This window comes from Lysinibacter cavernae, from assembly GCF_011758565.1.
Taxonomy (GTDB): domain Bacteria; phylum Actinomycetota; class Actinomycetes; order Actinomycetales; family Microbacteriaceae; genus Lysinibacter; species Lysinibacter cavernae.
Genome location: NZ_JAAMOX010000002.1, coordinates 978,030 through 1,005,026, shown reverse-complemented (window position 1 = coordinate 1,005,026; position 26,997 = coordinate 978,030). Strand labels below are relative to the sequence as shown.

Annotated in this window: 24 protein-coding genes; 7 read left to right on the top strand and 17 right to left on the bottom strand. The window is 61.9% G+C overall.

The features are described 5' to 3' along the window. Positions 1 to 10 precede the first annotated feature (10 nt). Positions 11 to 1,039, top strand: a complete 1,029-nt coding sequence (locus FHX76_RS13790) for an MDR family oxidoreductase (protein WP_167151529.1) — start codon at positions 11 to 13, stop codon at positions 1,037 to 1,039. Between the two features lie 297 nt (positions 1,040 to 1,336). Here FHX76_RS13790 and FHX76_RS13785 read toward each other — a convergent pair whose 3' ends face one another. The 15 genes from FHX76_RS13785 to FHX76_RS13715 all read right to left on the bottom strand — a co-directional run bounded on the left by FHX76_RS13785 (position 1,337) and on the right by FHX76_RS13715 (position 17,912). Further along, on the bottom strand, positions 1,337 to 2,860 hold the full coding sequence (locus FHX76_RS13785) for an aldehyde dehydrogenase (NADP(+)) (protein WP_167151527.1): 1,524 nt from the start codon (positions 2,858 to 2,860) through the stop codon (positions 1,337 to 1,339). 135 nt (positions 2,861 to 2,995) lie between these two features. Then, entirely contained in the window at positions 2,996 to 3,997 is a 1,002-nt protein-coding gene (locus tag FHX76_RS13780) for a proline racemase family protein (protein WP_167151525.1), read from the bottom strand. Between the two features lie 71 nt (positions 3,998 to 4,068). Further along, positions 4,069 to 5,505: an FAD-dependent oxidoreductase gene (locus FHX76_RS13775; RefSeq protein ID WP_167151523.1), complete on the bottom strand. Its 1,437-nt coding sequence runs from the start codon at positions 5,503 to 5,505 to the stop codon at positions 4,069 to 4,071. Then, positions 5,505 to 5,825 (bottom strand): (2Fe-2S)-binding protein, encoded by a 321-nt coding sequence (locus FHX76_RS13770; protein ID WP_208402680.1) that lies wholly within the window; start codon positions 5,823 to 5,825, stop codon positions 5,505 to 5,507. The genes FHX76_RS13775 and FHX76_RS13770 overlap by 1 nt, the downstream gene beginning before the upstream one ends. Further along, positions 5,822 to 7,057 (bottom strand): FAD-dependent oxidoreductase, encoded by a 1,236-nt coding sequence (locus tag FHX76_RS13765; protein WP_167151521.1) that lies wholly within the window; start codon positions 7,055 to 7,057, stop codon positions 5,822 to 5,824. The genes FHX76_RS13770 and FHX76_RS13765 overlap by 4 nt, the downstream gene beginning before the upstream one ends. 208 nt (positions 7,058 to 7,265) lie before the next feature. After that, on the bottom strand, positions 7,266 to 9,338 hold the full coding sequence (locus tag FHX76_RS13760) for a S1 family peptidase (protein WP_167151519.1): 2,073 nt from the start codon (positions 9,336 to 9,338) through the stop codon (positions 7,266 to 7,268). Between the two features lie 231 nt (positions 9,339 to 9,569). Continuing rightward, positions 9,570 to 10,112, bottom strand: coding sequence for a hypothetical protein (locus tag FHX76_RS13755; RefSeq protein WP_167151518.1), 543 nt, complete (start codon positions 10,110 to 10,112; stop codon positions 9,570 to 9,572). Between the two features lie 72 nt (positions 10,113 to 10,184). Next, positions 10,185 to 10,958, bottom strand: coding sequence for a uroporphyrinogen-III synthase (locus tag FHX76_RS13750; protein WP_167151516.1), 774 nt, complete (start codon positions 10,956 to 10,958; stop codon positions 10,185 to 10,187). Positions 10,959 to 11,178: 220 nt separating this feature from the next. After that, positions 11,179 to 11,460 (bottom strand): DUF3618 domain-containing protein, encoded by a 282-nt coding sequence (locus FHX76_RS13745; protein WP_167151514.1) that lies wholly within the window; start codon positions 11,458 to 11,460, stop codon positions 11,179 to 11,181. Then, on the bottom strand, positions 11,450 to 11,863 hold the full coding sequence (locus FHX76_RS13740; protein ID WP_167151512.1) for a phage holin family protein: 414 nt from the start codon (positions 11,861 to 11,863) through the stop codon (positions 11,450 to 11,452). Before FHX76_RS13740 ends, FHX76_RS13745 begins: the two co-directional genes overlap by 11 nt. Next, a complete protein-coding gene (locus tag FHX76_RS16475; protein WP_243848802.1) occupies positions 11,860 to 12,414 on the bottom strand; it encodes a hypothetical protein in 555 nt (184 codons plus the stop codon). Before FHX76_RS16475 ends, FHX76_RS13740 begins: the two co-directional genes overlap by 4 nt. Positions 12,415 to 12,501: 87 nt before the next feature. Continuing rightward, entirely contained in the window at positions 12,502 to 13,950 is a 1,449-nt protein-coding gene (locus tag FHX76_RS13730; protein WP_167151510.1) for a protoporphyrinogen/coproporphyrinogen oxidase, read from the bottom strand. Next, positions 13,947 to 15,200, bottom strand: a complete 1,254-nt coding sequence (locus FHX76_RS13725) for a CPBP family glutamic-type intramembrane protease (RefSeq protein WP_167151508.1) — start codon at positions 15,198 to 15,200, stop codon at positions 13,947 to 13,949. Before FHX76_RS13725 ends, FHX76_RS13730 begins: the two co-directional genes overlap by 4 nt. A 3-nt stretch (positions 15,201 to 15,203) precedes the next feature. Then, on the bottom strand, positions 15,204 to 16,589 hold the full coding sequence (locus FHX76_RS13720) for a glycine--tRNA ligase (protein ID WP_167151507.1): 1,386 nt from the start codon (positions 16,587 to 16,589) through the stop codon (positions 15,204 to 15,206). 315 nt (positions 16,590 to 16,904) lie between these two features. Further along, positions 16,905 to 17,912, bottom strand: coding sequence for a LacI family DNA-binding transcriptional regulator (locus tag FHX76_RS13715; protein WP_243848880.1), 1,008 nt, complete (start codon positions 17,910 to 17,912; stop codon positions 16,905 to 16,907). Positions 17,913 to 18,110: 198 nt separating this feature from the next. Here FHX76_RS13715 and FHX76_RS13710 point away from each other — a divergent pair, with 198 nt between their 5' ends. The 6 genes from FHX76_RS13710 (at position 18,111) to FHX76_RS13685 (ending at position 24,392) form a co-directional block, all read left to right on the top strand. Next, a complete protein-coding gene (locus FHX76_RS13710) occupies positions 18,111 to 19,361 on the top strand; it encodes a Gfo/Idh/MocA family protein (RefSeq protein WP_167151503.1) in 1,251 nt (416 codons plus the stop codon). Positions 19,362 to 19,445: 84 nt separating this feature from the next. After that, positions 19,446 to 20,669, top strand: coding sequence for a sugar ABC transporter substrate-binding protein (locus FHX76_RS13705; protein ID WP_167151501.1), 1,224 nt, complete (start codon positions 19,446 to 19,448; stop codon positions 20,667 to 20,669). Positions 20,670 to 20,741: 72 nt separating this feature from the next. Next, positions 20,742 to 21,602 carry a carbohydrate ABC transporter permease gene (locus FHX76_RS13700; RefSeq protein ID WP_386762518.1) on the top strand — a complete coding sequence of 287 codons (861 nt, stop codon included), beginning with the start codon at positions 20,742 to 20,744 and terminating at the stop codon, positions 21,600 to 21,602. A gap of 18 nt (positions 21,603 to 21,620) precedes the next feature. After that, positions 21,621 to 22,496 (top strand): carbohydrate ABC transporter permease, encoded by an 876-nt coding sequence (locus FHX76_RS13695; protein WP_208402742.1) that lies wholly within the window; start codon positions 21,621 to 21,623, stop codon positions 22,494 to 22,496. A 22-nt stretch (positions 22,497 to 22,518) separates the two neighbouring features. Continuing rightward, positions 22,519 to 23,298, top strand: coding sequence for a ThuA domain-containing protein (locus FHX76_RS13690; RefSeq protein WP_167151495.1), 780 nt, complete (start codon positions 22,519 to 22,521; stop codon positions 23,296 to 23,298). Further along, positions 23,295 to 24,392: a Gfo/Idh/MocA family protein gene (locus FHX76_RS13685; RefSeq protein WP_167151493.1), complete on the top strand. Its 1,098-nt coding sequence runs from the start codon at positions 23,295 to 23,297 to the stop codon at positions 24,390 to 24,392. Before FHX76_RS13690 ends, FHX76_RS13685 begins: the two co-directional genes overlap by 4 nt. Before the next feature lie 162 nt (positions 24,393 to 24,554). Here the strand turns inward: FHX76_RS13685 and FHX76_RS13680 are convergent, their stop codons facing one another. Then, positions 24,555 to 25,724: an ROK family protein gene (locus FHX76_RS13680; RefSeq protein ID WP_167151492.1), complete on the bottom strand. Its 1,170-nt coding sequence runs from the start codon at positions 25,722 to 25,724 to the stop codon at positions 24,555 to 24,557. Next, positions 25,721 to 26,932: an ROK family transcriptional regulator gene (locus tag FHX76_RS13675; protein ID WP_167151490.1), complete on the bottom strand. Its 1,212-nt coding sequence runs from the start codon at positions 26,930 to 26,932 to the stop codon at positions 25,721 to 25,723. Before FHX76_RS13675 ends, FHX76_RS13680 begins: the two co-directional genes overlap by 4 nt. Positions 26,933 to 26,997 lie beyond the last annotated feature (65 nt).

The window sequence follows — 26,997 nt, the reverse complement described above, 5'->3', positions numbered from 1 at the left end:
AGGTTTCATCATGACCGAAAACCACTTCCACGCACTGCTGGTTGAAGAAACATTTGGTGAAACCTCCGAGCGGCCAACGCTCGCGCGCTTCGCAACCCTCAACGATGCCGCCCTTGCAACACCAGACGGCGCCGTTTGGGTCGCGGTCGACTACTCAAGCCTCAATTACAAGGATGCGCTCGCCCTCGCTGGCAACCGCGGCGTCGCCCGCGTCCTTCCGCTCGTGGCCGGCATCGACCTCGTCGGCACCGTCACCAGCAGCGACGATCCACGGTGGATGCCAGGCGACCGCGTCATCCTCAACGGAGACGGGCTCGGCGAAACCAGGCACGGCGGGCTTGCCCAGCGCGCCCACGTCCGCGCCGACAGCCTCGTCCGCCTTCCCGAAGGGCGATCCGCGCGCTGGGCCGCCGCGCTCGGCACCGCCGGCTTCACCGCAGCGCTCTCGGTGCTCGCGGTGCACGATCACGGCGTCACCCCCGCTGACGGCCCCGTTCTTGTCACGGGAGCAGCCGGAGGCGTCGGCTCGGTCGCCATCACGCTGCTGGCCAAAGCAGGTTTTACCGTCGTCGCGTCGAGCGGTCGGGCTGAGGAAGAGGGCGACTACCTGCGCAGCCTCGGGGCCGCCGAAATCATCGACCGCTCCGAACTTGGCGGCGAAGGCAAGCCCCTCCAGCGGATGCGCTGGGCGGCCGCCGTCGACTCGGTCGGCAGCCACACCCTCGCCAACGCCCTCGCCCAAACCAACTACGGCGGCATCGTCACGGCCTGCGGCCTCGCCCAAGGAGCCGACCTGCCCGCGACCGTCATGCCCTTCATCCTGCGCGGCATCACGCTCTCGGGCATCAATTCGGTGGATGCGCCGCTCGCCAGCCGACAGCGCGCGTGGGACTACCTCGCGGCGTCCTTCGACGAGGACGAGCTCGCGCCCTTCACCCGGGAAATCCGCCTCGAAGACGTGCTCCACCACGCTGGCGACTTCGCGACGGGCAAGGTTCGGGGCCGCATCGTGGTGCGGGTAGAGGCGCCGACGGTCTAGGTCGCGATGGGTAGGCCGTAGCCACGCCCGTCTGCCGCATCCGTCCGGCCACCCACCCTCTGACCACCCATTGAGTAGGCGCAAATCGTCCTAAAACTCGAGGTTTGGGACGATTTGCGCCTGCTCGATCCACGGAGGCCCCGTGGACACAGCGCGGCAGGGCAATCCGTTCGCCGATGATTGTCACATTCGGGCCAAATCTTCGCAACGAGCGGCGAATGGATGCACAGTCCCGCGCACGCAAAAGCCCGCCCCCTCCCAGAAACAACTGGTCGAAGGCGGGCCAGGGCGTACGAACTACTTCGCCGAGCTTCCCCACTGCGTGGACTCGCCAGCGGGAGCAATAGCCTGCGGAACGTTCCACGGGTTGCTCGTGCGCAGCGGCTCGGGGAGCAGCGCGTCTGGGGCGCTCTGGTACGCGACCGGGCGCAAGAAGCGGCTGATCGCGGCCGTGCCAACCGAGGTACTTGAGTCGTTGCTCGTTGCGGGCCACGGTCCGCCGTGCTGCATGGCAGGGGTCACGGCGACGCCGGTTGGCCAGCCGCCGAAGAGCACGCGGCCGGCGTGCTGCGTGAGCACGCGGATGAGGTCGCGCAGCGCCTCAACGTCCGCACCTTCGCCGGCAGACTCGACAGTACCGAGGTGCAGCGTCGCGGTGAGGTTTCCCTCGAAGAGTTCAGGAACGGCCGCGGCGAGGTCGGCGCCGGCCGGGTACTCAACGAGCACAGACATCGGTCCGAAGACCTCGTCCATGAGGGTCTCGCGACCCGCACGCAGGTTGTCAAGCGACACGGCAACGATCGTGGGGGTCGCCCAGCCGTGACCTTCGTCGTCGATGCGGATGCCGCCCTCGGCAACAACGCGCACGCCCGCGGTGCCGATGATGGCGTCGCGGCGCTCAACGTAGCTCTTGGCGATCTTCTGGTTGAGCAGGCGGTGCTCGCCGACGGGAGCCGCTGCGGAGGCAATGGCCTCGTCGAGCCCGTGCGCCTCTGGAACAAACACAAAGCCCGGCTTGGTGCAGAGTTGGCCGGCGGACCCGGCGACGCTCGTGACATAGCCAGCGGCAAGCTCAGCTGCCTGCTCGTCAATTGCTGCCTTGGTCACAAAGACGGGGTTAACGCTGCCAAGCTCTCCGTAGAAGCGGATAGGCGCTGGGCGCGATGCCGCGATGTCAGCGAGCAGGCGGCCGGCATAGATCGAGCCGGTGAACGAGCCAGCCTTGATGCGAGCATCCTTCAGCACGGCGATGCCGGCGGCCTGGCCAGCGATGAGCTGGAAGACGCCGTCTGGCATCCCTGCCCCTGCCAGCGCCTCTGCCACAACCTCGGCCGTACGGATCGAGAGCTGCGGATGCCCAGAATGCGCCTTGACGATGACCGGGCAACCAGCGGCAAGTGCTGCCGCGCTGTCTCCACCGGCAACGGAGAAGGCAAACGGGAAGTTGCTTGCCGAGAAGTTGAGGACGGGCCCGACGGGGATGTGATAGCGGCGCAGGTCTGGGCGCACGCCGAGGGCAAACGCCGTGTCGGCTTCGTCGATGCGCACGTCGAGGTATCCTCCGTCTACGGCGACATCGGCGAACAGGCGCAGCTGCACGGCCGTGCGGGTGAGCTCGCCGTTGAGGCGGGCCTCGGTGAGGCCGGTTTCACTCGCGGCAATAGATACGAGTTCTTCGCGGCTTGCGTCAAGCGCGTCGGCAACCGCGACGAGAGCCTTTGCCCGCTCGACCGGGTTTACTGCCGCGTAGGCGTCGGATGCGGCGGCCGCGTTGGCGACAATCGTCTCAAGCTCTGGCGCGAGTGGTTCTGCGTTGGTCATTATTCTCCTCAGACTTCGTGTGATGTTCTTCGGGTTGGTTTGGGGTGAGAGCGGCCAGCCCCGCAACGCTGCGGCTGGCCGGGGAGCGGGTTTGGGCCGCATCCCGCAATCATCTTATGATCGTAACATTACCGACTAAAACTGGAATCCGGTCGGGAACGGGTCGGCGGGATCAAGCATGTACTGACCAATTCCGGTCACCCAGGCGCGTCCCGTAATCGTGGGGATGACGGCAGGAATACCGCCAACCTCGGCCTCGGCAATCAACCGCCCCGTGAACTTGCTGCCGATAAACGACTCGTTCACAAAATCTGTGTGCAGCGGCAGCTCGCCACGGCCCCACAGCTCGGCCATGCGGGCCGACGTTCCGGTGCCACAGGGAGAGCGGTCAAACCAGCCGGGATAAATCGCCATAGCGTGACGCGAGTAGGCGGCATCCGACCCCGGCGCGATGAACTCAACGTGATGGCAGTGGTCGAGGCCCTCAATCTCGGGATGCTTCGGGGCGTCCTGCTCGTTGATGGCGTCCATGATCGCAAGGCCAGCGGCAATGATCTCGTTCTGCTTGGAACGGTCAAACGGCAGCTTGACGTCGTCGAGGTCGACCATGGCGTAGAAGTTTCCGCCAAACGCGATGCTGTACGGAATCTCGCCATAGCCGGGAACGGCAATGACCTTATCGAGGCGTTCAACATACGAGGGAACGTTTTCGATCGTGACCGAATCAGCGTGCCCGTCGCTCACCGCAACCCTCGCGATCACGAGCCCGGCAGGCGTATCCAGCCGGATGACCGTCTCCGGCTCAACCACGGGAACCATGCCCGTCTCCACCAGCACGGTCGCCGTACCGATTGTGCCGTGGCCACACATTGGCAGGCAGCCAGAAACCTCGATGTAGATGACGCCAAAATCGGCGTCGTCGCGGGTCGACGGCTGCAGGATTGACCCGCTCATCGCGGCGTGCCCACGAGGCTCATTCATGAGAAAGAGGCGGATGTCATCCATGTGCTCCATGAAATACAACCGCTTTTCGTTCATGGTCGCCCCTGGGATGACCCCAACGCCACCGGTGACCACGCGCGTTGGCATGCCCTCGGTGTGGGAATCAACCGCGGTCAGCATCCGTGATGAGCGCATGAGTTCTCGCTTTCAAGTAGTAACGTTGGCCCGCTGTCACACACTGGGTAACAACGGCTTTATCAGGGTTTTTATTTCGTCGCCTCGCCGGCAAGTTCGCCAAGCCGAATCGGAGTGACGATTGGCCTTCGATCGATGCTTGCGCCGTCGATGAGCCCGCCAGGGGTTTCGCGACACATGATGTCCTCAACGCTTCGCCCGCAAATGCGGCCCTGGCAGATGCCAAGCGCGGCCCGCGAAGACAGCTTCTGCGATCGCAGCCCTTGCGCTTCGGTTCGCTTCCCGGTCGCGCGGAGCTTGCCGTAGGTGACTTCTTCGCAGCGGCACACGAGGGTGTCTTCCTTGAGCCAGTTGACCCAGTCAGACCGGATACCGTGGGCGGCCTCGATGCGCGACGCAAAACCGGTGAAGGTCACGCGGCGCTTCACCGCGCCAGCAATCGTCTCGTCGCGCGAGGACCCACCGGCAGCGCAGTGCCCGGCGATGGTTCCCTCGGCAAGCGCGGCATCCACCCCACCAATTCCGGTAATCTCGCCGGCCGCGTACACGCTCGCAACACTCGTTTGCTGCGCGTCGTCGATGAGGACAAACCGCTCCGCCGACAGGTCGCAGCCAACCGCAATTGGCAGCTCAAGCCGCGGCGTGAATCCGTGGCTCACACACACCGCATCCGCCGCGATGGTCTTTTCGGTGCCGGGAATCGGGGACCACTTCGCGTCAACGGCAGCAATAGTGACGGACTCAACCCGGTCGGTTCCATTGGCGGCAATCACGGCATGTCCGATGCGGTACGGGATGCGATGACGCAGGTGGTTGCCAACGTATTCTATGAGCTCGGTCGCCTTGCCGCTCGCCCCAATAAGTTGCCACGGTTGTGGCAGCCACCCGGTGATGAGCGAACCGAGGCGGCTCGCCTCGTACACGCCGAGCACCGTCGCCCCGACCTGGCTGAGCGACGTCGCGACGGGCAGCAGAAACGGCCCAGCCCCGGCAACAACGACTCGCTGCCCAACGGCAACGCGCTCGCCCTTGGCCATGGCCTGAGCGGCACCAGCCGAGAACACACCAGGCAGGTCCCATCCGGGGAACGGAAGCGTGCGGTCGTGGGCCCCGGTGGCCATCACGATGGAGTCGGGGGTGTAGCTTCGGTTTTCGCGGTTGATGCCATCCGGCGGCCCCACAAGCACGTGCACCTCGTGGCGTGCGGCAGAGTCGTCACCGAAGGCTCCCCCGCCGTAATTCTCGATCGACCACACCTGGGCACTCGTCACGATCTCGCAGCCGGCATCGGCCTCAAGCGCGCTGCGGAGCTTGGTAAATTTGCCCCAACCGTGGTGCAGCCGCTCCTCGTCCTGCGAGGGGCGTTCGGCCGGAAGGTGCCGCCAGTACTGGCCGCCAAGGTAGTCGGACGAATCGAGCATCGTCACGCGCGCGCCGGCTGCACGTGCCGCAACTGCGGCGGCGAGGCCGGCTGGCCCTGCGCCAATCACCAACACGTTTTGGCTCATCACTCCACCTCCGGAAGCTCGTCGTGCTGCGTCTCGATAGTGTCGCCGTCGGATGCGCGGCGTTGGCAAGCCCGCACATCGCGCTCACCGTTCACCGTCACGATGCAGTCGAAACACACGCCGATGCCGCAGAAGATACCGCGCGGTTTTCCGGCAGCGCTCGTGGTGCGCCAGGCAAGTTCGCCAGAACCAAGGATGACACCGGCAATCGTCTGCCCCGCCGTCCCCGTGACCGGCACATCATTGAGGGTGAGCGTCAGCGGCGTAACACTTGTCGGCCGGATGCGGTCATCGCCCGGAGGCATTGCTCGTGAAGTCATGACTGCGCGGCTCCCGTCGTTGTGTTCGCTGAACCACCGGTCAGCGGGGTGAGGTGGTCGGCGAGGGATGCCCGGCCAACCGTAAACGGCGCAGGGTCGAGCCTCGGCGTCAATCCGCTCATCGAGTCCGAGAGGATATTCGCCGTTGCGACGCACAGACCGATTCCGGCCCCTTCGTGGCCGGTTGCGTACCAGAGTCCAGGCATCCGATAGTCTTCGCCGATTACCGGCAGGTGGTCTGGCATGAACGGCCTGAATCCGCCGTAACTTCGCATAACGCTGGCCTGCTCAAGAAACGGGAAGATGCGAAGCGCCTTGCGAGAGAGTTCGCGCAGCACCTCGACCCGCAGTCGGTCGTCAAACCCAATCTGCTGCCGGCTCGACCCGATCAGTACGGTTCCTGCCGCGGTCGATTCAACAACGCTGGATGTTTGGAGAGCGGCATCTCCAGAGCCAACTGCCCCAACGTAGTCGCCGTCGTACACCTTGCGGAAGATCTGGTGCGGCATCCTCGTCGTGACGAGTACCATCCCGCGTCGCGGCTTCACCGGAAGGTTCGAGCCGAGCAACGCGGCTACTTCGCCTGACCACGGGCCAGCGGCCACAATGACGTTGCCGGCATGCACATCGCCCTTCGTTGTCTTCACTCCGACAAGCCTGCCCGACGCGTCATGGATGCCAGCCGTCACCCTCACTCCTTGACGCACGGTTGCGCCGTGCACACGCGCCGACGCAAGAAGCGCTTCGGTCGCGATGACGGGCTGGATCTGGGCGTCGCCAGGATAAAACACGGCGGCGGTAATAGCCGGATTGATTTGCGGTTCGAGTTCTTTGGCCTCGGCAAAGGTCATTGGTTGCGCCTCGACACCAGCGCCCCGCTGAGATTCAGCGAAGTCAAGCAGTGGCTGCGCGCCCGCGGCTGTCGTGGCCACGACGAGGCCACCCTTTTCTTCGTATTCTGCAGAGGGAAATTCAGGCCCAAGCTCGTCAGCGAGCTGGGCAATGACGTCCTGCCAGAGATCCGCAGCGTACTGCGAAAGCCTGAGTTCGTCGCCGGGGCCCTTGTCTGAGAGGAGAAGATTGCCCTCGCCGTGGGAGCTGGTGCCCCCCGCGCTTGCCCCTCGCTCAAGGAGGATGACGCTGTGGCCGGCCATGCTGAGGGTGCGCGCGCAGGCGGCTCCGATGATGCCCGCGCCGATGACTACAACGTCTGCGCTCTGCTGTGAGACCACTCAGCTACCTCCTCGTTCTTCGCTTCTCCCATTGTAATATGTCACATAGCGGATTGGGGTAATCCTGGTTCGAGATTAACGACAGAACGCCCCCACCTTCGTGAGGGCGCCTGTTCACACCCGGATTGACCGACGGCCGCATACCCGCGCCTCCAGGAGAGACACTCGGATATGCGACCGAGGGCTGGCCGGGCGGCCAGCGTTCAGGCTAGAGCGACGCGCCAGCCGAGCGGCGGCGCGAGAACGCGACAGCGCCGGCACCAACCGTGAGCATCAGCAGCACGGCAACGCCAAGCGGGGCATCGGCCTCACCTGTGGTGGCAAGACGCCCGTTATTGTCACCCGGCGTCTGATCCTTTGGTGGAACGACCACGCCAGTCACGGAAAACGTTGACGCGCTAGTCGTCTTGATCTCGCTTGTCACATACTGCGTCACATGAATCGTGTAATCACCGGGAGTTAACGATGGCATCCGGTAGACCCAAGTTCCATCGCTATGATTCTGATCGAAGGTGTCGAACTCCAGGGAAGCATGACCAGACGCAGTCGGCTCATCAAATCTGCCGCCCGTAATGTACATGTGGAGCATTGCCTCAGGCGCCCCAATTCCCTCGATATATTCAGGAACATCGGCAAGCGCTATCTTCGAGCCATTAGCAGGGCTAGTAACCACGGCAACGGTAGGGACAACCTCAAACGCAGACGTGACTACCGCCGAGGATTCACCCCCAAACACCTGGGAGACCGAAACTGCGTAGTCACCATACGAGAGGTCTACAGGAATGCTCCAGTTTCCGCTTGAATCCACAGTTGCCGTTCCCGAAGCGTCTCCAGCCATCGTGACAACGGCGCCAGGAGCTCCGGTTCCGCCAATTGACTTCACCGAGTCGAACGGAGTTGTTCCATTTGCCGGAGACGTAATCACAGGGGCCCCAAGTACGACATTCACCGAGTAGCTGTTCACCGCAGAAAAGTTGAACTGACCGTTCTTGGCCTGAACGGTGAAGTCATAGGCGCCGAGCGTTGTTGTTGGAATGCTCCACTTGCCGTCGACCCCAATGGCAACTTCAAACGCCGCACCACCAGCAGGAGTAACGAGAAGGGTGGTCGAGGCAGGCCCGGTTCCAGTAATAGCCGAGCCAAGAGGCACGTCCCCACCAGCAGCAGGCGAAGTCAACGCCGGAGCATCAACAGCGAGCTGCAGCGTGTAACCACTCGTATTGGCCAACGCCGTACCGAGGTCGGCAACCAACGTAATATCGTCGGGGCCCTGGCCTACCTTGCTCGCGCTCACGAGACCAATAGCTTTCGTGCCGCTAAACGCAGCCCCGCCAGAGTCACCACTGTCTGCAATGAGCCCCTCAGACCCAAACCCGTAAACGTTACGCGCCTTCGACTCGTCGGTGGGGAAATCAGGATCGATGACCTTGAACCACATTTTCTCCCAGGTAATTCTCGAAGACTTGAGGCCAGTTGTGCGGCCCGAGCGACTCACAGGGTCGCCAACCTTGCCAACGCCAACTGAAGTGATGGTGGTTGCGACGGACTGCGAGAGGTCATTGGCAGCTGCTGCCGCGCTTCCCCAGCCGGTTACGGATGGCGACAATTCGAGAGCAGGGTTCACGTTGTCAATCACCGCGACGTCAGTACTCGAGGCCGAGTTCGCAGCGCCTGGCGTGTTTCCGACCCCACCGAATTGGGAGAATCCAATGGTTCCAAGGATGTCGCTCGGCTGAGCGGCGTCTCCGATGCTTGCGCCGGGAACGTGCGCATCATCGCCAGCCGGCTGCGTGAGTACAGCGTCGGTAAAAAGCCCATCTCCCGTGCAGTGACCAGCAGTGACGAGGGCAGGATCACCGCTGCTATTCCAAGCGGAAAAACCAACGGAACACAGTCCCACGTTCACGCCATCCGTAGCCGCGTATCCGGCGCCACCAAGCACTTCATGGGCCGCCGTCGACTCAATGGGTGCGTCGAGGTCTTTAAACGTGATGCCGTTACCAAACTGTGCAGCAATCGCGCTGGCATCAACAGCGGACTGCTCTGGAATAGCAGATCGGCCAGCCACGGAAGGTGTCACGGCGTCATAACGAAGCGCAACGATCTGGCCATTGCCATCCTGTCCAACGGCTTGAATCGCCGGATCCTGAAGGAGCAGCTGAGCAAGATCGTCATATGCCTGCCCTTCAAGAGGTACCGCCACTGGGGCGTCTTCGGCATGGGCAGCGGTGCTCAGAAAGAGCCCGCCAGCTCCAAGAACAAGCACTGTTGCCAATGCCACAGTACGGCGCGTCCGCGCGCCAAATGATCGGGAGTTAATGGGGGTCTCCTTGATTGGGGTTCTCACGTCGAAAACAACACGGCAACACAGCCGCGCACGTCCAACTCAAACCGTTTCAGACTACCGAAACCGTTAGTGCATTGCCAGTTCAATACGCAAAAGAGCGAAAAGCGTAAATTTTGACCTATAAATATTTACGCGCACCTACACCACTCGGCATTCCAAAGAAGGCTACGCCTTGCCGGGCAGCGCGATACTGAAATCAACCGGCTCATTGATGCGAAGCGCGGTGACCAGCTTGGTAGCGTGTTCCGTTGAAATAATGATGCGCGAGAAATGGTCAAGCTCATCAGGATCTGGGCTGTTCTCGGTCGACGGATCGAACGAGGACGCCTCTTCAGGCCGGTCCTGAGCCCCGGCACCAGCGTCAATGGCCTGATCGTCGGCGTCTGTCGCCACAACCGCAGCGGCCTCGGCCGGCGAGTAGTCAGCATCAGCATCGATGTCGATCACAACGGCACGGCGGCGACGCCCGCGCAGGAGCAAGAAATCCTTGCCTCCGTAGAATTTCCACGTGCCGTACGCAAAGGTGTGCGGCGTGAGGCTTCCGGGAGAACGAACGCCCCTGATCCAGCCCCACGGTTCATCGGTAATAACGGCCGACGTAATATCGGAACGGCGAATGACGATGTCTTTGCGATGGAACGAAAGGGCCTTTTCGATGGTTGAGAGCTCAATCTCTACCCGATCGGAGTGCACACGTAATTTCGCCATACCTCTAGTGTGCCCTGTCGAGCCGCTTACGTCGACATATGATGCTGCGTCGCGAGCGATTCGCAGGAGAGACTAGTGCTCGCCCTCGGTGTCAGCGACCGAAGCAACCGCGTTCACAAGCGATTCAGTCGTGCGCTCGTCAGCAACAACATCGATGCGAAGCCCGCGGGCCTCGGCATCCTTTTTTGTCTGAGGACCAACACACGCAAGAAGCGTGCCTTCCGGAAGGTTCGGAAACTGTTCGCGAACCTGTTCTGCAACCGAACCTGAGGTGATGAGCAGCGCATTGATCTTGCCAGAGGCAACATCTTCGCGGATGCGGTCGGTCACTGGAACTCCAACCGTGCGGAACGCAACAACCTGCGTGACATCATGGCCGAGCGCGAGGAGCCCCTTGGTCAGGACGGGAACAGCGGTGTTGGATCGCAGCGTGAGCACCTTGAGCGGAGAACCCTCACGGATCTCGTGCCATTCTTCGAGCAGCCCGTATGCGGTGTTTTCACGCAGTGGGGTGATGTCAACCGTATAACCGGCAGCCGCAAAGGCAGCCGCGGTCGTTTCTCCAACGGCTGCAACCTTCGTGCCGGGAGGAATCACAGCGTTGTGGTGAGCGAGCACATCAACTACGGTCGCGCTCGTGGCGGTGATCCAGGCGAACTCACCCGCAGCAAGGCGGGCAAGCGCGGCGGTCAGAGACTCTGCCTCGTCGGTTGGGGCAAAGTTAATGAGTGGAGCAATGACAGGCTGTGCACCGTTGTTGCGCAGCGAAGCCGCCACACGATCGCCCCAGGGACCGCCCCGTGGAACCAACACACGCCACCCGCTTAGGGCCTTCGTCTCGGTCATCGGCAACGTGCCTCAGAAATCCGTTGGCTCAGCCCACGGCCGATAACGAATAGCGTCATACAACCCTCGCTCGTCATTCCTCTATTGTGTCCCGTTCTGCTCGCGGAACCAAAACGTTATGTCATGGGCCTCGCGGACAGCTTGAAGATAGCTTAGTCCACAGCTTGGCGGTTACTCATCCCGCGGTTCGGCGGCCGGCAACATCGTACTGAAGTCCTGTTTAGAACAGCTTTCGCGCAGTCGACCAGACCACAACGCCTGCGATGATCGCGATGCCGGCAACTCCGGCAACAAAGGCAATCGGCTTTGTGCGCTTGAGCTCAACAACGCGCACGAAGGCGCGATCAGTTGCCTCGTCGACGCGCTTACCAACATTCAGTTTTTCTTCGAGCGCACGAAGGGTTTCTCCAATCTCCTCGCGGAGCCGCTCGATGTCGGCCTCGGTCGACGCACCGAGGTCTGGCGTCGCCGCGCTGTTTGGCGTCTGGTAGTTAGCGTCCATTCTGTGTTGCCTCACTCATCGAACGAAAGTCTTTCTCAATGCTGTCGAGGGTCTCGTCGGGAACGGGCACGCCATTTTTGATGCGATTGATGCCGAGCCAGACGCATCCTGCGGTGAGGAGCAACAGACCAAAGGCAACGATAAGTGCTGCGAGCCAGACCGGAAGAGCCGTGGCGATGCCGGCGATTGCCGCCGCAACAAAGGACGCGATGGCAAAAAACACAAAGAAGATCGCCACGATCAGAAGGGCTACGCCGATGCCAAGCTTCTTGAGCTTTCCAACGATCTCGTTCTTCGCCTTGTCGAGCTCAGCGCGCCCGAGGGCGATGAGCTGTGCTGGGAGGCGAGTGAGGAGCGTAAACAGAGAGTCTTTCTCGGTCGGCTGCTCGTTCGGCGAACTCATGAGTCACTTCCCTGAGCGGTGGAGTCGCTTGAGCTAGCCTTTTTGGCACCACCGGTTTTCGAAGACCCTGAACCCGATTTGGTTGCCGATGTCTTGCTTGCGGCAGGCTTCGTGGCCGTCTTCTTTGGCGCGGCCTTTTTGGCGGGAGCCTTCTTTGCAGGGGCCTTCTTTGCAGCCGCAGTGGTTGCTGTTGTGGACGCTGAACTCGAAGCGGCAGCTTTCGCCGCTGGCGCCGAATCGGCCTTCTCAGCGGGGGCCGGCGCTGCCTTGTCCGTCGCAGCGGGATGTGTTGCCGGGGCTGGCTTCGGCGCGGCCATGCGCTCGATGAGCACATTCACCACGGTCTTGAGCGTATCTGCCGCGACCGAGCCGGCCGCAGCACCCTGGGCGTTGACGAAGTCTTTGACCTGCGTTGCCCCGGCCTGAACTGGCCCGGTGTTCCACAGCTTTTCAGCACCGGAGCGAATCTGCTCGTAGCGTTTACGACCTGCTCGGGCGCCGAGAACGTAACCAACGGCCGCTCCGAGAACAAAAGCAATTTTGCCTTTCATGCCCACAATTCCTCACACTCTTCGTTGACGATTAACGTGTCTTCACAGCGTAGCCCCATAAGCACGTCTATGTATATTCCAGAACGACTATGCGAGGCCAAGCAGATGACGTCGCAGTCGAAGTGTGTGCTCCTTTGTGTGGGCAAGAACCTGGTCGAGTTGACCCTCTTGCGGCCAGAGTCGCACGAACGAACACAGGGCAACAGATGCTGGCTCATCCGGTTCGCCCTGCACCTGATGCGCTCGAGTTGGGGTATCCCAGTTCACCGGAGATCGTTCGTCAACAAGAGTCTCCCGAATGGAGAGTCGCTCAAGCCCGAGGAATGCCGAGAGTTCAGCCTCAACGAGCGGCTGCAGGGCCTCGCCATCCGCGCCAATATATCGGACGACGCGCAGCGCCTCGGTGCCATCAGCTGAGGGGGAGGCTGGCGCAGCCTCGAAGGCCGAAAGCCTCTCGACCCTCCGAATCCCTCCGTCCGGACGTGCAGAGATCGTGTACGGGGCCACTCCGGCAAGATCTGCCGTTGCACAACGTATGACAGATATTGCATATGAGCCGCCGTCTGCCCGTTCGCGCAGAGCGATAATTTCGTCGCGACTGTCGGCAACCTTCTGCCAGGTGTGCAAATCCGTTGGTTGAACATCAACGTTGGATGGCGAGCAGGCCAGCAGCACGGAGCGGGCCGTCACGGACCGACCGTCTGCGGTATTCACCGACCACAGCCGCTGGGCGGTCAGCGAGCTGGCCTGTTCAACAACCGAAGTCACGCGTTGACCGGTTGCAACGGGAGCTGAGAAAAAATCCAGTCGATTCTGCAACAGTCTCACGAGCGTGCCGAGCCCGCCCGTCACGCCGTGCAGCACCTCGCGACGACGGTGTTCTTCAACGAGCGAGAGGACAGCGCCCGAAAGGGAACCCGTCCGAGTCATCGCCTCGTTAAGCCCCGGTATTGCCACAGCAACCTCAACCTGATCGGCATCAACACCGTATCGGTCGCGCACGACGGGCTCAACCAACTGACACGCCAGCGTTGCGCCGAGTCGGCTACGAACGAGCGGGCCAAGATACTGCTCCTTGCCGATTGTCAGAACCGGCTTGAGCCGGTCAAGATACCCGCGCAGGCTGGGGCCTGTGCCAACAAGCTTGGCGACGTCGCGGCCAAGTGGCGACACCGGAATCCCAAGGATGCCGTCGTAATCGAGAAGGCGGACCCCTGCGGAAGCGTCTGAGACGGCAATCGGCAACGGGCTCAACGAGTACGCCGCGTCGGACGATTCCAGGTCGGCAAGCAGCGTTCGCAATTCATCGCCAGGATCTCTCACCACAGAGGCGATTCGGTCAGCGCGCGCCTGGGCAGGAAGCGCTGAGGTTGGTTGCGTACCCAGCCGGCCGACCTCGTTTAAACCATCGGCCTCAAGGACAAGAACGCTGAGACCCGTGCGAGCAAGTTCAAAAGCGGCAACGAGCCCTGACAGGCTCGCGCCAACCACAACCACGTCGCAGGCAGAGGGAAGCGGTGCTGGTGAGTCGGTCATGAATTCCTCGCTGTGCGATTGGGGTCGTCATCGGTTGGCGGATGCGCCGGCAGGTCAGACGTCGCGGCAGAAGTCCCCCGGCCGGAGCCCGCTTCGGTTGGGTCATCGACTGGGTCGACTCGTCCCGAGGCAGGCGAGTCGAGGCTGGCCGGCTGGGAGTCGTTGCTGGTAGCTGTGGAGTCGTTGCGTGCAGTCTGGGAGTCGCTAGTGGCAGCCGCGGAGTCGTTGCGTGCCGTCTGGGCATCCCCAAGAGGGAGTCCCCCGGCGAGAGCCGCAAAGGCAGAAATTCTGCGTTGCGCCGGAGCGCTTGGTGCTGCCGTGGTCGCCAGGTCGTTGTTGCGGCGGAGGCGATCGATCCACAGGGCAAAGGTCACCATCATCGCGGCGGTGCCGATCAGGATAATGGGGCCGCCGGTCTCAGTCTGAACAGAGGTGCTGCCATTCGCACCGGTCGACATGACGGCAAAGAGCACAACATTATTGACGGCGTGCAACACGATGGCCGCTTCGAGCCCGCCGGTGCGCCAGGTGACCCACGCCGCAGTAATGCCAAAAATGGCGACGTCGAGCAAGCCCCAAATGTCGTAGTTATGCGCGAGCGCAAATACCAGCGTTGGGGCGACAAGCGCGAGCACAAGGCCGGCCGTTCGCCACGGAATCCATGCGCCAATGAGCTGAGCCAGCAGGCCACGGAACACGTACTCCTCGGCAGCAGCCTGGAGCGGCACAACAATCACGATGACGAGCAGCGACTGGGCGAGCAAGACGGCCGGTGTTGACGGAGCAACCAGTGGTTCTCCAATAATTGCGGGGATAATGACCGCGCCAATGAGCATCATGACCGCGGTCGCCCCAAACGCAGGGACAAGACACGAGAGCATCCACCGCCAGCGAAGGCCAAAGGAAACCGAATGGATGCGCCCAACTGGCTTAATGCCGGACACCCAGAGCGCGAGCAGGATGCACGGCGTCCAGATGGCGATCAACGTCAAGTTTTGGAGGAGCGCCATCGGGTCGGCAGCGTCGAGCGCAACGGCCGACTCCGCGCGGAGTGGCTGCCCAGTCGTGAGCTGCTCCACAATTGCAAAAACGAGCAGGACCGAGCTGCTCGCGACCAGGATAAACACCGCTGAGAGGACGGCAGCTACGAGCCCCTTCCACCAGCGAAACTCGGCCTGGCCACGGTACAGCCGGTGGTACTCGAGTCGTTCTGGACTGCGAGCATCCACCGGCGGCACCGTTTGAGTCATCGCTTAGGCGCCTTTGAGGCGTTCTGCGAGGTACACGTAGAGCTTGTCGAGCGGCACGCGCTCTTGCTGCATCGTGTCGCGGTCGCGCACCGTGACCGCGCGATCCTCAAGCGAGTCGAAGTCGACCGTGACACAAAATGGCGTTCCGATCTCGTCTTGGCGACGGTAGCGGCGACCAATGGCACCGGCGTCGTCAAAGTCGACGTTCCACTGCTCACGCAGCTCGTTGGTGACCTCTTTTGCAAGGGGCGACAGCGTCTCGTTGCGGCTCAGCGGAAGTACGGCAACCTTGATGGGAGCGAGGCGAGGGTCAAGCTTGAGTACCGTGCGGGTGTCAACTCCGCCCTTCGAGTTTGGCACCTCTTCTTCGTAGTACGCGTCAACGAGGAACGCCATCAGCGAGCGGGTCAGGCCGGCCGCGGGCTCGATGACGTAGGGCGTGTACCGCTCGTTCGCCGCCTGGTCGAAGAAGCTCAGGTCTTTGCCTGAAGCCTTCGAGTGCGTCGTCAGGTCAAAATCGGTGCGGTTCGCGATGCCCTCAAGCTCACCCCAATCGCCGCCAGTAAACCCAAACTTGTACTCGATGTCAGTTGTGCCCTTCGAGTAGTGCGAAAGCTTCTCTTTTGGGTGCTCGAACAAGCGCAGGTTTTCGGCCTCGATACCAAGGTCGATGTACCAGTTCAGTCGGTTGTTGATCCAGTACTGGTGCCACTCGTCATCCTCGCCAGGCTTGACGAAAAACTCCATCTCCATCTGCTCAAACTCGCGGGTGCGGAAAATGAAGTTTCCCGGAGTGATCTCGTTGCGGAAGCTCTTACCAATCTGGCCGATTCCAAACGGCGGCTTCTTGCGCGAAACCTGCAACACGTTGGCGAAGTTCACAAAGATGCCCTGCGCGGTCTCTGGGCGCAGGTAGTGCATGCCTGCCTCGTCATCAACGGGGCCAAGGTAGGTCTTGAGGAGCCCGGAGAATGCCTTCGGCTCGGTCCACTGCCCGCGTGCACCACAGTTGGTGCAAACAATATCGGCGAGGCCGTTCTCGGGTGCGCGGCCCTTCTTCTCTTCGTACTCTTCTTCGAGGTGGTCTGCACGGTAACGCTTGTGGCAGCTGGTGCACTCAACGAGCGGGTCGGAGAACACCTCAACGTGGCCTGAAGCCTCCCACACCTGGCGGGGAAGGATGACCGACGAATCGATGCCGACCGTGTCGTCGCGGCGCGTGATCATGTGGCGCCACCACTGCTTCTTGATGTTCTCTTTGAGCTCGGTGCCGAGGGGGCCGTAGTCCCACGCGGAACGAGACCCACCATAAATTTCACCCGCTTGGAACACAAACCCGCGGTGACGGGCGAGGGCGATTACTTTGTCAAGACGGCTGGCTGCGGCCATGGCGACTCCAATGGTGGGAGGTGAAAAGGGATGGCCCGCGGCGTGCGGGCCATGTGAGCATCCAGTCTACCCGGCGCCGGCTTGGAGTGGCCTCAGGGGGTGGCGGTGGTTGGAGCTGGGGTTGGGGTTGGGGCTGGGGTTGGTGGGAGGTGGAACCGGGAGGCAGAACCGGGAATCTATCTGTTCGCCTCAAAGTCCGCCATGTTTCGACAAAATAGCGGACTTTGAGGCGAACAGTTTGTGGGGCAGAGGATGGGTAGAGCAACAGCTACACAGAGCAGCAGGGCAGCGGGCGGGATGAGGCTCGGCAGCGGGTTAGCGAGGGGCGCGGATGGAGGCGTTGTCGATAAAGGTGCAGGGGACGAGCGCCTGCTGTGGGGGTGTTTCTGCCGGGTTTTCGAGCAGGCCGATGAGCGCCTCGACGCCCATCTGGCCGAGCTCTACACTCGGTGATGCCATCAGCGAGATCTCGGGGTCTGAGAGCGCAGCGATCTCGGGCGATGACCCGATTGCGAGCATCGAGATGTCGTCTGGAACAACCTTGCCGCGCGCCCGAAGGCCGCTCACCATGCCAAATCCGGCGTTCTCGTTCATGAACAGGATGGCCGTGGTCTCTGGGGCCTCGTCGAGGATGTGACCAGCCACTTCCCGACCGCCAGCTGGGGTTTCGTCGCACGAGAACATACGCGGGGTGAGACCTCGTGCTCGCATGGCCGCGGTGTAGGTGGTTTCGGTTCGGACGATGGGTCCATAACCAACAAGGCGGTGCGTTGGGGTGTTCCCGTCAACGAGGCAAATGTTGCGGTGCCCAAGCGAAACGAGGTGTTCGATGCCACGTTCAACGGCATCCTCAAAATTGACGTCGACGTAGGTGAGGTCGCCCGGCTCCCTGGTTCGTCCGATGAGGGCAAACGGCACCGTCGTTTTGGCGAGGCGCTCGACGCGGGGGTCGTCAAGCTGCACCTCCATAAGCAGTACCCCGTCGATGAGGCCGTTAGTTGTAAGTTCGGTCAGTTCTTCTGCGTCGTTGCTGAGCGGCCACAGCATGAGGCTGTAGCCGAGTTCATTGGCTTTGGCTGCGGCACTCGTAAAGAAATTGACCGCCGTGCCGCTGAACTGGTGCTGTAGCGCAGGGAAGAGGAGCGCAAGGATATGCGTGCGTTTACTGGCGAGCGCGCGAGCGATGGCGTTGCGCTGGAATCCGAGTTCTTTCATGGCGACTTCGATGCGCGCCCGCGTGGCAGGGGCCACCGGTTTGGTGTTGTTGAGCGCAAAGGACACCGTCGTTACCGACACGTTTGCGTGCCTGGCCACGTCTCTCATGGTTGCCACTTTGCCTCCAAATTGATCTCTCGTGCAGTCTCTCACAATTCTGAACTGTGCCGCAGACTCGCCAACCTCGTAAAAAGTAAATCGGTTTACTTTTTGTTGTTGACATAAACATATTACACATGGCATGGTTGCTAAAACCGAAAGTAAATCGGTTTACCAGTCCATCGTTGTACTGCGAAAGAAGCATCAGTGTCGACCACACAGGCAAGCCCTCACACCCTCAACGTCGCCCTCATCGGATACTCCTTTATGGGCGCTATCCACGCCCAAGCCTGGCGAACCGCTCCCTCGTTCTTCCCAACCGATCTAACGCCTCGCGTCACGACCGTCTGCGGGAGGAACGAATACGCAGCCACAGAGTTTGCCAACCGCTTTGGCATCCCCCACGTTGAGACCGACTGGCGATCGGTCGTGAACGACCCAACAATCGACGTGATCGATATCTGCGTGCCCGGTCACCTGCACACCGAGATCGCGCTTGCGGCACTCGCCGCAGGCAAACACGTCCTGTGCGAAAAACCCCTCGCGAACAACCTCGACGACGCAGAGCGTATGGCTGCCGCAGCCGCGAGTGCCTCCGCCAACGGCATCTTCGCCTCAGTGGGATTCAACTACCGGCGAACCCCGGCACTTGCGCTTGCCCAGCGGATGATCGCCAACGGCGACCTCGGCGTCATCCGAAGCATGCGCGGCCAATACCTCCAAGACTGGCTCGTCGACCCAACCTTTCCGCTGGTCTGGCGGCTGGATGCTGAGAAGGCCGGGTCTGGGGCGCTTGGCGACCTTGGCGCCCACCTCATCGACCTCGCGCAGTGGGTCAGCGGCCACAACATCGATGGCGTCAGCGCCCTGAGCCGCACGTTTATCTCGGAGCGTCCGCTTGCGGAGGCATCCAGCGGGCTCAGTGCGACGGCGGCAACGGCTGCCACAACAACGGCGACAACAGAGACAGCAACAGACGACAGCGGCTCAGCAATGGGCACCGTCACCGTCGACGATGCGGCGATATGGCTCGCAACAACCGACAAGGGCGCGATCGGCACCTTTGAGGCCAACCGGTTTGCAACCGGGCATAACAACGCCCTCCGGCTCGAAATCAACGGCTCGCTCGGGTCAATCGCGTTTGATTTCGAGCGCCTCAACGAACTTGAGTACTTCGACAACCGCAGCACAACGGTCAACAACGTTGAGGTTGGCGGATTCCGGCGCATCCACGTGACCAAGGCATCCCACCCCTACCTTGCAGCCTGGTGGCCTGCAGGGCACAGCCTCGGCTACGAACACACGTTTGTGCACCAGGTCGCAGACTTTGTTGCCGCGGTCGCGGCCAATACCCCGCCATCCCCGTCGTTCGAAGACGGTCTCAACGTGCAGTGTGTGCTCGACGCCGTCGAACGAAGCGCCGCAGCACACTCGAGCTGGACCCAGCTCAACCCCTAACGTTTCCCGTCCTGCTTCACCTCCACAGTTTCACCATTCGCAACACCCAATCAACACAGTTACGCACCGGCAAAGGAGCCAATAATGGAAACCAAACGACTACGCGTTACCCTCGCAACCCTCGCGGTTGTTCCCTTCGCGCTGACCGCGTGCAGCAGCGGCGGAGGCGGAAACGCGTCAACGGCTGATGCCTCGACGCTCTCCGTCATCGATTACTACAACAACGAACCCGAGAAGACAATCATCGGCGAAGTACTCGATGAGTGTGCAGCTGAGATCGGCGTGACCCTCGAACGACAGACGGTGCCAGGCAAGGACCTCATCCAGAAGGTGCTGCAGCAGTCATCGTCAAAGACCCTCCCCGATGTCCTCATGCTCGACAACCCAGACTTGCAAGAGATCGCCTCAACAGGCGGGCTCTCTCCGCTGAGTGACTACGGCGTCTCAACCGAGGGTTTTGCAAAGGGCATCCTCGAAGCAGGCACCTACGAAGGTGAGGTCTACGGCCTCGCCCCAACGGTGAACACGCTTGGCCTGTTCTACAACACAGAAATCCTCGAGGCAGCTGGCCTCACGCCCCCGACCACCTGGGACGAACTGAAAACCACGGCGGCGGCGCTCACAACAGGTGACCAGTACGGCGTTGCATTCTCGGCCGTGGCGACCTACGAGGGAAGCTGGCAGTTCCTTCCCTTCTTGTGGACCAACGGCGGCGACGAAACTGACCTCAACTCGCCAGAGGCCGCAGAGGCGCTGCAGCTCCAGACGGACCTGGTCAACAGCGGTTCGGCATCCAAGAGTGTGGTCAACTGGTCACAGAGCGACGTCAAGGACCAGTTTGCCGCCGGCAAAGCAGCAATGATGGTCAACGGCCCGTGGCAGATCCCGGCCCTCAACGAGACGCCCGACGTCAAATGGGGCACCGTGCAGATCCCGATCAACAAGGCGGGCCAGACGCCGGTTGCACCGCTCGGAGGCGAAGTGTGGACCGTTCCGGTAACCGGAAACGACGCAAAGCAGGCAAAAGCCGCAGAGCTCATCGAATGCATCACAAGCGACGACGTCCAGCTCTCGCTCGCCGAACAGCGCTTCACCATCCCAACCAAGCCAGCCCTCGCCGAAGAGTTCGTCTCGCGCGTTCCCACGATGGAAGCATTCACCGAGCAGGTCGCAAACGCCCGCTCACGCACCGGAAAGCTCGGCACCGACTGGCCACAGGCTGCAACCGAAATCTACACCGCCATCCAGCTCTCCCTCACCGGCCAGGCTTCCCCGAAGGATGCCTTCACACAGGCAGCCGAGGGATAGGCCAAACCCGTGACCCTTTCACGTACCGTCGCCCCGCCGCGGCAGCAACGACGCAAGCTTCGACCAGAGTCGATCACCAAGCTGCTCTTTGTTGCCCCGGCGGCCGTGTACATCGTGCTGTTCTTTGGCTACCCGGTGGTCAAGAACCTCACGATGAGCCTGCAGGAATACACCACAAAGACCTTCTTTACCGGGGAGGCCCCCTGGGTGGGGTTCGCAAACTACACAACCGTGCTCACCAGCTCGTTGTTTGGCCCAGCGTTCCTGAACACCGCGCTCTTTACGCTCGGCTCCATCGTTGGGCAGTTTGTCATTGGGCTCGCACTCGCGTCGTTCTTTCGGCGACGCTTTCCGCTCGGAGGCATCCTCAGGTCGCTCCTCCTGCTCCCCTGGTTGCTGCCGATTATCGTTTCGAGCGCAACCTGGAGGTCGATTCTTGACCAGGATGGCGGCATCCTCAACCGTTTCCTTGGCGGGTTTGGTCTCGACCCCGTTCCGTGGCTCACAAGCCCCTCTGTTGCCCTCATCTCGGTGATCATCGTGAACATCTGGGTTGGTATCCCCTTCAACGTGGCGCTGCTCTACGGCGGCTTGCAGGAGATCCCTGAAGAGCTGTACGAAGCAGGAGCCCTCGACGGGGCAACCGGGTGGAACGCGTTTTGGCACATCACCCTGCCAAACCTCAAGCCGGTGATCAGCGTCGTGCTGGTCCTCGGGGTGGTCTACACGCTCAAGGTGCTCGACATCATCCTTGGCCTCACCAACGGCGGCCCAGCGAACTCAACCCAAACCCTCGCCGTGCGTTCCTACCAGGAATCGTTTGTGAACTTCGAGTTTGGGGTTGGTTCTGCCTACAGCAACATCCTCATCCTGGTGTCGCTCGTATTTGCCGTGATCTACCTGCGCGTCAATCGCCGCGCCGTTGACGAGTAGGAGCCCATCATGTCGACAATGTCACAGACACGCCTCAACACGAAAGCGACGGTACAACCGACGCGTTCGCCCGCACAGGCCCGACCAAAATCACGCAAACAGCTCGGCTACACGGCGCTCGGTATCGCCCTGCTCGCCGTCATGCTGTTTCCCGTCTACTGGATGGTCAATGCGTCGCTGCAGCCGTCTGGAAACACGCTCACGGCGACGTTCTTTCCGTGGAACCCCGACTTTGGTGGCTACGAAAAGGCCATCGCCGACCAGGGCGGCAACCTCATCACAAGCCTGATCATCGCCGTCGGAACAGTGATACTGAGCCTTGCCATTGCGGCGCCGGCCGCCTACGCGCTCGCGCAGTTTCGATTCCGCTGGATCAACATCGCGTTGCTTGTCATCATCATTTCGCAGATGATTCCCGGCATCGTGATCGCCAACGCCCTGTACAGCGCGTACAACGATCTTGGGATGCTCAACTCGATACCAGGCCTCATCCTTGCGGATGCCACGCACGCGATCCCGTTTGCCATCCTCATCCTCAGGTCATCGATGATGGGTATCCCGCCCTCAATTGTTGAGGCGGCACGGATCGACGGGGCAGGGCTGTTCAGGGCCTTCTTCTCCGTTGTGGTGCCGGTGAGCAAAAACTCACTCATCACGGCCGGGCTGTTCAGCTTTCTGTTTTCGTGGAGCGATTTCCTCTTTGCGCTCACGCTCACCACCACGGAAACGGTGCGGCCGGTCACACTCGGCATCTATCAGTACCTCGGCACACAAGTGTCGAACTGGAGTGCCGTGATGGCGACGGCGGTGCTCTCGTCAATTCCGGCGATCATCCTGCTCATCATCGCCCAGAAATACATAGCTGCCGGGGCAACCGGCGGCGCCGTCAAATAGATCACTACGAAGGAAACTCATCATGACAACATCCACCTCCCCACTTCGCGTACTCGTGTGGGGCGAGAACCGCCACGAGCAACTCGAACCAAAGATCGCCGAGATCTACCCAACCGGCATGCACAACACCATCCGCGAGGGCATCGAAGAGCACTCGGAACGCCAGGTTTCTGTCACGACTGCGACGCTCGATGACCCCGAGCACGGCCTCACCGAAGAGGTACTGCGCAACACGGATGTGCTCGTCTGGTGGGGCCACGCCGCTCACGCCGAAGTTGAGGATGCCGTGGTCGAGCGCGTCCACCGACACGTTCTCGCCGGCATGGGCCTGGTTGTACTGCACTCTGGCCACTGGTCGAAGATCTTCCAGAAGCTCATGGGCACGTCGTGCACGCTTCGCTGGCGTTCGGAGGAGGACCGCGAGATCGTGTGGACCGTCGACCCGACGCATCCTATTGCCAAGGGCATCCCGCACCCCTTCATCATTCCTCAGCAAGAAATGTACGGGGAGTTCTTCGATATCCCGGCCCCCGACGAGATTGTGTTCCTGAGCACCTTCAGCGGCGGCGAAGTGTTCCGCAGCGGCTGCACGTTCCGGCGCGGGTTTGGCAAGATTTTCTTCTTCAGCCCCGGCGATCAGGACTACCCGGTGTACTACCACGACGACGTGCGGAAGGTCATCGCCAACGGCGTTGCCTGGGCCGAAACAGTTCGCCCAGAACGCACGGACCCCGTGCTGCTTCGCTACGAAACCGAAGACTTCTATAACGGCCAGGGCTACCGCGGGGCGCTCGCCCGATGAGCGCACCCCTGATTGCTGCGGACGAGCCCATCAGGGTTGTGCTCGTTGGTGCTGGAAACATGGGCAAGAACTGGTTGCGAGTGCTCACGGCATCCACCGATGTGGTACTTGTTGGCCTCGTCGATCTTGACACGAAGCTGGCGGCGGATGCGCTGCTCGAGTTTGGGCTCACCGACGTCAGTGTTGGCAGCGATGTTGTTGAGGTCGCCACCGCGAGCGCGGCGCAGGCAGTGATCAACGTCACGGTGCCGGTCGCCCACAACCCGGTCAACACTGGCGCGCTCTTTGCCGGGTTGCCCGTGCTGTGCGAAAAGCCCATCGCCCCGACCGTCAGCCAGGCGCTGTCGATTGCCGCTACCGCGGAGGTCGCGGGGCAGCTGCTCATGACGAGCCAGTCGAGGCGCTATTTTCGGACGCTCTCGGAGTATCGGGCGGTTGTTGCCCAGCTTGGCGCCCCCGGTATCGTGACCACCGAGTTTTACAAAGCGCCGCGGTTTGGCGGCTTTCGCGACGAGATGGCAAACGTGCTGCTCATCGACATGGCCATCCATGCCTTCGATGCCGTGCGATTCATACTCGGCCAGGACCCCGTCGCCGTGTACTGCGAAGAGTTCAACCCCGCGTGGAGTTGGTATGCGGGCGATGCGGGCGCGACAGCGATCTTCGAGCTCAGCGGAGGAACGCGCTACATCTACACGGGCAGCTGGTGCAGCGACGGCCTCGAAACCTCGTGGAACGGCCGCTGGAGGGTCAGCGCCGCTGATGGAAGCGCACTGTGGGATGGCGAGCATTCGCCAGTCGCCGAGCGCAACGACGGTTCGGCGGTTGCTGCGGACGGGTCGTCGTTTGCCAACGACCCAGAGGAGATCGCAGGATCCCTCGCCGAATTCGTTCGCTCCCTCCGCACCGGCGTTGTGCCGTCAACAGAGGTGCACAGCAACGTGCTGAGCCTCGCGATGGTCGAGGCTGCGGTGCGTTCCTCTGAGCGCAAAGCCCGCGTGACCATCGCGGAGGTGCTTGCGGATGCGCTGGGCGACGCGATCGAGCACGAGCGCAACCCCGACATCCGTGGTGCACTCGAGCGGATGCGTTAGGAGCTGCGGCCAACGCTTCCAACCCACCTGCGCGAGACCGATTATCGATTCGCCGGGACACAAGCATCCGTTCGCCGCTCGTTGCGATTTTCAGCCCAAAAAATCGCAACGAGCGGCGAACGGGTGCTTTGTGTGTCTCGTTGGAGACGCAGCATGCGAGACCTACAGCGGCGTCGCGATGAGCGCGCCGAACGGCAGGTCGGCCGCGGCGATCAACAGCAGGTCTGCGCCGAGTTCGGCGCGCACGATGCGCACGCCCTCGTAGGATGCATGCATGGTCTGCTCGCGCACCTGGCGCTCGAGCTGCTCGGGGGCCGCGGCAAAGAGCGCGGCCAGGAATCCACCAAGAACCACCATCTCGGGGTTCAGCACGTTAATTGCGTTGCGCAGCGCGATGCTGAGGATGCCAACCTGCCGCTCTACCTCTGCCCGAACGGCGGGATCGGTCGAGCCGAGCAGGGCCGACTCGAAGACGACGGGATCGGCGGCGGCGAATCCCATGAGGTCGAGCAGGCGGCGGCGGTTGACCTCATCTTCGAGCGAGCCGCCCGTTGTGGCATGCTCTGGCCCGTTTGGCGCGGTCACCAAGTTGTGCCCAAACTCGCCAGCGTAGCCGCCGGTTCCGCCGAGTGGAAGGCCATTGGCGATGACGCCACCACCAATACCACTCGCGCCACCATTGAGGTAAATCAGGTCGGTTACTCCCCGACCAACGCCAAAAAAACACTCTGCTGCTGCGCCAAGGCTTGCGTCGTTTGCCACGGAGACGCGATCGCGATCGATGCCGGTCGCCTCGGCAAGAAGCTCGGCAAACGGCTCGTCAACCCAGTGGAGGTGGGGGGCAAGCCTCACAACGCCGTCGGCAGTCCTGACAAGGCCTGGCACCGCAACACCGATGCCAGCCACGATAACGTTTGGCTCAAGCTCGGCGCGGTAGGCCGCGATCATCCGGGCGACAGCCGCAACGGTTTCGGCCGCGTTGAGCGGGGCATCCACCTCGTGGCGACGGCGCTCGACCACTTCGCCGTGCATTCGTACGACGCCAACCGTCACGGCGTCCTGTTCGGGATTCACCGCAAAGGCGACGCAGGCCGGGTTTGGCCGCACGATGGGCGAGGGGCGGCCAACTGATGTGTGCACATCTGGGCCACTTTCGAGCACAAGCCCCGCGTCAATCAGCGACAGCACGAGGTCGGCGATGGTCGATCGGTTCAGCCCGGTCTCGCGAGCAAGTTCTGAACGCGAGACGGCGCCACGTCGATGCACCAGCTCAAGGATGCGCGAACGGTTATACCGCCGAACCTCGTCAACATTGCTGCCACGATTACTCATCGTCCACCCCTTGCATAGCCAGCGGGATCGTCGAGGAGCCCAGCAAACGCGAGCTCTGCCGCACCAACAAGCATGAGCTTCGATTTGAGGCTCGCGCGCTGGATGACCACCTCGTGCCCAGCGCTGCTCATTGACCGAATATTGACCGCCTCAGCAAGCCTCTCACGGCCAACCGTCAACAGCGATCCGAGAAAGCCACCAAGGATGACGGACTCAGGGTCAAACATGTTCACAAAATTAGAAATGGCCTCAGACAGGAAATCGATTTGCCGACGAACCTCGGCAAGCACGGCCGGATCGCGCGAGACGCCAAGCGCAATGTCGAGCTCGTCTTGGTCGGCGCGCGGCAACCCAAGCACCTCAAGCAGCCGACTCATGTTTACTTCGGTCTCAAGGCAGCCGATACGGCCGCAATGGCAGCGGATGCCGTGGCTGTTCACCAGCGTGTGCCCAAGCTCCCCTGCATACCCGCTCGTGCCGCGAAGGGGAACACCGTTGATAATGATGCCACCACCAATGCCGCTCGCGCTTCCGTTGAGATACACGAGGTCGTTCATGTCCTGGCCAGCACCAAAGAGGCTCTCGGCAATCGCGCCAAGGCTCGCATCGTTGCCGGCATACACCGGGTAGTTGAGCACTTTTGACATCGCGCTCGCGAGGCCGGCATCGCGCCAGCCAAGGTGCGGGGCGATGAGCACGCGCCCGTCCGATGCGTTCACCAGCCCTGGCACGGCAATGCCAACACCGGCGATGCTGTAGCCAGACTCAATCTCGCCGCGCATCCCCTCAACGATGGCCTTGACCACGTTGACCGTCTCGCTCACCGTCTGGATGCGCACCGTGTCAAAGCGGATGCGCCGGATAACTTCGCCCCCGAGCCCAACAAGACCAACCGTGATGGCATCGATGTCGGGAGCCACCGCGATGGCGGCGATTGTAGGGTTTGGAAACACCTGCAAACTTGGGCGACCAACGCGGCCGACGGCCGTCTCTGGCTCGGCCTCGTAGGCCATCCCCAGGTCAACAAGCTCCGCCACAAGGGCGGCGATTGTTGACCTGGTGAGGCCGGTTCGCTGGGTGAGCTCCGCGCGGGAACATCCGGAGGCGTGATGCAGAAGAGTCATCACCATCGACAGGTTGTAGCGCCGAAGCTGGTCGTTGCTTGTGCCACCGCGTATGCCGAGTTTCGGTGGAGCCTGCTGGCGCATGCTCAACGTCCTCTCCTCGCGTAATGTGATGTGGCCCCGTGCCAGTCAGGCACTGAAGCAGAGCG

Excerpts from the sequence above, each read along its gene's own strand:
- FHX76_RS13695 (WP_208402742.1), top strand. The coding sequence starts at position 21,621 with ATGTCACAGACACGCCTCAACACGAAAGCGACGGTACAACCGACGCGT.
- FHX76_RS13750 (WP_167151516.1), bottom strand. The coding sequence starts at position 10,958 with ATGACCGAGACGAAGGCCCTAAGCGGGTGGCGTGTGTTGGTTCCACGG.
- FHX76_RS13720 (WP_167151507.1), bottom strand. The coding sequence starts at position 16,589 with ATGGCCGCAGCCAGCCGTCTTGACAAAGTAATCGCCCTCGCCCGTCAC.
- FHX76_RS13745 (WP_167151514.1), bottom strand. The coding sequence starts at position 11,460 with ATGGACGCTAACTACCAGACGCCAAACAGCGCGGCGACGCCAGACCTC.
- FHX76_RS13705 (WP_167151501.1), top strand. The coding sequence starts at position 19,446 with ATGGAAACCAAACGACTACGCGTTACCCTCGCAACCCTCGCGGTTGTT.
- FHX76_RS13730 (WP_167151510.1), bottom strand. The coding sequence starts at position 13,950 with ATGACCGACTCACCAGCACCGCTTCCCTCTGCCTGCGACGTGGTTGTG.
- FHX76_RS13685 (WP_167151493.1), top strand. The coding sequence starts at position 23,295 with ATGAGCGCACCCCTGATTGCTGCGGACGAGCCCATCAGGGTTGTGCTC.
- FHX76_RS13790 (WP_167151529.1), top strand. The coding sequence starts at position 11 with ATGACCGAAAACCACTTCCACGCACTGCTGGTTGAAGAAACATTTGGT.
- FHX76_RS13675 (WP_167151490.1), bottom strand. The coding sequence starts at position 26,932 with ATGCGCCAGCAGGCTCCACCGAAACTCGGCATACGCGGTGGCACAAGC.
- FHX76_RS13770 (WP_208402680.1), bottom strand. The coding sequence starts at position 5,825 with ATGACTTCACGAGCAATGCCTCCGGGCGATGACCGCATCCGGCCGACA.
- FHX76_RS13755 (WP_167151518.1), bottom strand. The coding sequence starts at position 10,112 with ATGGCGAAATTACGTGTGCACTCCGATCGGGTAGAGATTGAGCTCTCA.
- FHX76_RS13680 (WP_167151492.1), bottom strand. The coding sequence starts at position 25,724 with ATGAGTAATCGTGGCAGCAATGTTGACGAGGTTCGGCGGTATAACCGT.
- FHX76_RS13725 (WP_167151508.1), bottom strand. The coding sequence starts at position 15,200 with ATGACTCAAACGGTGCCGCCGGTGGATGCTCGCAGTCCAGAACGACTC.
- FHX76_RS13785 (WP_167151527.1), bottom strand. The coding sequence starts at position 2,860 with ATGACCAACGCAGAACCACTCGCGCCAGAGCTTGAGACGATTGTCGCC.
- FHX76_RS16475 (WP_243848802.1), bottom strand. The coding sequence starts at position 12,414 with ATGAAAGGCAAAATTGCTTTTGTTCTCGGAGCGGCCGTTGGTTACGTT.
- FHX76_RS13690 (WP_167151495.1), top strand. The coding sequence starts at position 22,519 with ATGACAACATCCACCTCCCCACTTCGCGTACTCGTGTGGGGCGAGAAC.
- FHX76_RS13715 (WP_243848880.1), bottom strand. The coding sequence starts at position 17,912 with ATGAGAGACGTGGCCAGGCACGCAAACGTGTCGGTAACGACGGTGTCC.
- FHX76_RS13740 (WP_167151512.1), bottom strand. The coding sequence starts at position 11,863 with ATGAGTTCGCCGAACGAGCAGCCGACCGAGAAAGACTCTCTGTTTACG.
- FHX76_RS13775 (WP_167151523.1), bottom strand. The coding sequence starts at position 5,505 with ATGAGCCAAAACGTGTTGGTGATTGGCGCAGGGCCAGCCGGCCTCGCC.
- FHX76_RS13780 (WP_167151525.1), bottom strand. The coding sequence starts at position 3,997 with ATGCGCTCATCACGGATGCTGACCGCGGTTGATTCCCACACCGAGGGC.